This window comes from Microbacterium sp. H6, assembly GCF_003314775.1.
Lineage (GTDB): Bacteria > Actinomycetota > Actinomycetes > Actinomycetales > Microbacteriaceae > Microbacterium > Microbacterium oxydans.
This window is the reverse complement of sequence record NZ_QOAY01000075.1, coordinates 15,131-18,726: the sequence shown is the minus strand read 5'-3', so window position 1 is coordinate 18,726 and position 3,596 is coordinate 15,131. Positions and strand designations below refer to the sequence as shown.

Sequence of the window (3,596 nt, the reverse complement as noted above, 5' to 3'; positions counted from 1 at the left end):
AGCATCGCCACCGCCGATTCGACGGTCCCTGCCCGCGAGCTGGTCGAGTCCGACCGCGGCACCGGCGCGGAGGCGGCGCCGGGCTGGGTCACCGGCGAGTTCCGCGCGCAGAGCGAGCTCGGCGGCCCGTCGATGGCTGCTCTTCCCCCGGTGGTGCACATATCGTCGGCCCGGCCGGGAAACGAGTGGCTGGGGCTGAGCCTGCGACTGCTGCTCGATGAGCTCGGACAGCGCCGACCCGGCGCGTGCATCATGATCTCGCGCATCCTGGACCTGGTCTTCATCCATGCCCTGCGGGAGTGGTCGGCCTCCGACAAGGTCGAGCCGGGGTGGCTGGCCACCGCGCTCGACCAGACCCTCGCGCCGGCCTTGGCGGCGATCCACCGTAATCCCGAGCATCCGTGGACGGTCGACGACCTCGCAGCCCTGACGCACCAGTCACGGTCCGCCTTCGCCCACCGGTTCACCGCCGTCGTCGGTCAGTCGCCTGCCGCCTACGTGGCGGAGCGTCGGATGCTTGCCGCCTCGAAGCTTCTCGAGACCACGGCGATGGCGGTCGGTGCCGTCGCGCATGCGGTCGGGTTCGAATCGGAGGCGGCGTTCTCGCGAGCCTTCCGCCGGCGCTTCGGTCGTTCACCGCTGGCCTGGCGGAAGCACTCCCGCCCGCGCATGGCGGGTGTCGGCGCGGGTGCGTCGGAGGAGGCTCCTGCGCCGGCTCAGGCCCAGGGCTCTGCGTCGGCTCAGGATTCGGCGTCGGCTCAGGACTCGGCGCGGCGCGCGCGGTAGGCGGCGACGGCGTTGCGGTTCGCGCACGTGGTGGAGCAATAGCGCTTCGAGCGGTTGCGGGAGAGGTCGAGCGCGATGGCCTGGCAGGTATCGTCCTCGCAGACCGTGAGGCGCGAGCCCTCGTCAGCACGGATGACGTCGATCAGGGCCATCGCGGTCTCGATCAGGATGCGTTCGGCAAGGGGCTGTTCGTCCGCCACCGCGTGCAGATGCCAGTCCACGCCGTCATGACGGCGCAGCGCGGGGGTGAGGCGGGACTCCGCAAGGGCGTCGTTGACGTGCGCGGCCATCTCGTCGCGCGGCGCCAGCAGCATCGCACGGAGCCGGGGACGCAGTCCGCGAAGCGAGGCGACCTCGGCCTCATCGCGGTCCAGGCGGCCGGTGTAGGGGAACTCGTGGAGGAAGGTGCCCTCGTCGTCGATGTCGGTGAGCGTGTCCGGCTGCTCCGCCGAGTTCGCGAGCCAGACCGCGGAGCGCAACGCCTCTTCCGTGTCATCGGTGAAGATCATATTGACATGTTACAACGCGCGGGAGTAGCGTCATCGATCATGAGTACGGTGAGCAATGACGCGGTTGTGCACTCCGCCAGGGGCGTGCGTCTCGGGCTGCCGCTCGCCCTCGCCGCGGCCTTCGCCTTCGGCATGTCCGGCGGATGGGCGCGGGGGCTCATCGACGCAGGGTGGAGTCCCGGTGCCGCCGTCACCGCGCGCATCTGGGTCGCCGCCCTCGTGCTGCTCGTCCCCACGATCCTGTCGCTGCGAGGACGGTGGACGCTGCTGCGGCGCAATGCGGGCATGATCCTCGCCTACGGGCTGCTCGCGGTCGCCGCGACCCAGCTGTTCTACTTCCAGGCGGTCGCGGTGATGGACGTCGGGCTGGCGCTGCTCATCGAGTACACCGCCCCGGTCGCGGTACTGCTGTGGCTCTGGCTGCGGAGAGGGGAGCGGCCGAGCCGCAAGAGCCTGCTCGGTGCGGCGATCGCTTTCGTCGGGCTCGTGCTCATGCTCGACGTCCTCACGGGTGCCGACGTCAACGTGCCCGGAATCCTGTGGGCCCTCGGCGCCATGGTGGGCGCTGCCGCCTACTTCGTGCTGTCAGCCAAGGCCGACACGGGATTGCCGCCCCTCGCCCTGGCCGGCAGCGGGCTCCTGCTCGGGGCACTGGGGCTCACTGCGGCCGGCGCGATCGGCGTGCTGCCGATCGCATGGACGACCGACGACATCTCCTACCGGTTCGGCAGTGTTCCCTGGTTCGTCCCGGTGCTCGCGATGGGGGTGGTGGCGACCGCTCTCGCCTATCTGCTGGGCATCGCCTCGACGCGCATGCTGGGGTCGCGGCTCGCTTCCTTCGTCGCACTCGCGGAGGTCGTGGCCGCGCTGCTGTTCGGCTGGCTGCTGCTCGGCCAGCTCCCCGACCTGCTGCAGGCCTTCGGCGGTGTGCTGGTGTTGATCGGCGTGGTCGTGGTGAAGCTCGGCGAGCCCGCCCCTCGCGACCGGAGCGGAGTTTTGTATACGTACAGTCGGCGCAGGGGGTGATAGGAGGAGCGCAGGGCGGGTTTATGTATACACTGAGGGGATGAGTCTCGTCGCTGAACGCACCTCCGCGGGTGACCGCGCGTATGCGGCGCTGCTCGACGGCATCCAGTCCGGTGCCCTGCCGGCCGGCTTCGTGCTCGGCGAGGTCGAGCAGGCCGAGCGCCTGGGAGTGAGCCGTACACCGATGCGCGAGGCGCTCCGTCGCCTGATCGCCGACGGGCTCGTGGTGCAGCAGTCTCCGCGCGTCACCGTCGTGGCAGACCTCGACGCCGACGACATCCGCTCCCTCTTCGAGATCCGTCGGGCGCTCGAGGAATCCTCGGCACGCCTCGCCGCCGCCCGGGGCGACGCGCAGCTCTTCGCAGCCCTCGCCGACGAGTTCGCGCATGTCGACCTCGACGCCGTCGAGGGTCGAGACGCCTATTGCGCGCTCATCGCCCGCTTCGACGCGGCCCTCGACGCAGCCGTCGCCAACGACTACATCGCCTCCGCGCTGCGCACCGTGCGCACCCACCTCGTGAGAGTGCGGCGGATGGCCAGGGACAAGCCGGCCCGACTCGCCGCCTCCGCCGCCGAGCACCGCACCATCGCGGAAGCACTCGCCGCCCGCGACGGCGACCTCGCCGCCCATGCCACGCACGTGCACCTGCACAACGCGCTCGCCGGCATCCTCGACTCCCTTGATTCCCGTAACAGTGAAGGATAAGAAATGACCGTCAGCCACCACGTCCGTGTGCACCGGAGCGACGAGAACCTCGCCAGGGAAGACCAGCTCGCCTGGAAGATCGCCGAGGTCGCCGCCGACCGGGTCGAGGTCGAGCAGCCCGTCATCGACATGATCATCAACCGCATCATCGACAACGCGTCGGTGGCCGCCGCTTCCCTCACCCGTGCGCCGATCAACGCGGCTCGTGCGCAGGCGTTCAGCCACCCCGTCTCGACCGGCGGCGTCGGCGCGAACCTCTTCGGCGCCGCGCTCGATCACCGCACCAGCCCCGAGTGGGCGGCCTGGGCGAACGGCGTCGCCGTGCGTGAACTCGACTACCACGACACGTTCCTCGCAGCCGAGTACTCGCACCCCGGCGACAACATCCCGCCGATCCTCGCGGTCGCTCAGCACACCGGCAAGGACGGCCAGGCTCTCGTGCGCGGCATCGCCACCGGCTACGAGATCCAGATGGACCTGGTGCGCGCGATCTGCCTGCACAAGCACAAGATCGACCACGTCGCCCACCTCGGCCCGTCCGCGGCCGCCGGTATCGGCACTCTCCTCGG

Annotated in this window: 5 protein-coding genes; 4 read left to right on the top strand and 1 reads right to left on the bottom strand. The window is 70.3% G+C overall.

Annotated elements, in window-relative coordinates; genetic code table 11:
• A partial coding sequence (locus tag DSP71_RS05490) for an AraC family transcriptional regulator (protein ID WP_181800673.1) occupies positions 1–786 on the top strand: 786 nt, incomplete at its 5' end.
• Here the strand turns inward: DSP71_RS05490 and DSP71_RS05485 are convergent.
• Positions 759–1,295: a CGNR zinc finger domain-containing protein gene (locus DSP71_RS05485; protein WP_046747541.1), complete on the bottom strand. Its 537-nt coding sequence runs from the start codon at positions 1,293–1,295 to the stop codon at positions 759–761. The genes DSP71_RS05490 and DSP71_RS05485 overlap by 28 nt on opposite strands.
• 39 nt (positions 1,296–1,334) lie before the next feature.
• On the opposite strand from DSP71_RS05485, the gene DSP71_RS05480 reads away from it, so the two are divergent.
• The 3 genes from DSP71_RS05480 to DSP71_RS23190 all read left to right on the top strand — a co-directional run.
• Positions 1,335–2,321, top strand: coding sequence for a DMT family transporter (locus DSP71_RS05480; protein ID WP_113680579.1), 987 nt, complete (start codon positions 1,335–1,337; stop codon positions 2,319–2,321).
• Between the two features lie 40 nt (positions 2,322–2,361).
• A complete protein-coding gene (locus tag DSP71_RS05475) occupies positions 2,362–3,027 on the top strand; it encodes a GntR family transcriptional regulator (protein ID WP_113680578.1) in 666 nt (221 codons plus the stop codon).
• Positions 3,028–3,030: 3 nt separating this feature from the next.
• A partial coding sequence (locus tag DSP71_RS23190; protein ID WP_258546278.1) for an MmgE/PrpD family protein occupies positions 3,031–3,596 on the top strand: 566 nt, incomplete at its 3' end.

Bases quoted from the DNA above. Each gene is read 5' to 3' on its own strand.
- DSP71_RS05485 (WP_046747541.1), bottom strand. From the start codon at position 1,295: ATGATCTTCACCGATGACACGGAAGAGGCGTTGCGCTCCGCGGTCTGG.
- DSP71_RS05480 (WP_113680579.1), top strand. From the start codon at position 1,335: ATGAGTACGGTGAGCAATGACGCGGTTGTGCACTCCGCCAGGGGCGTG.
- DSP71_RS05475 (WP_113680578.1), top strand. From the start codon at position 2,362: ATGAGTCTCGTCGCTGAACGCACCTCCGCGGGTGACCGCGCGTATGCG.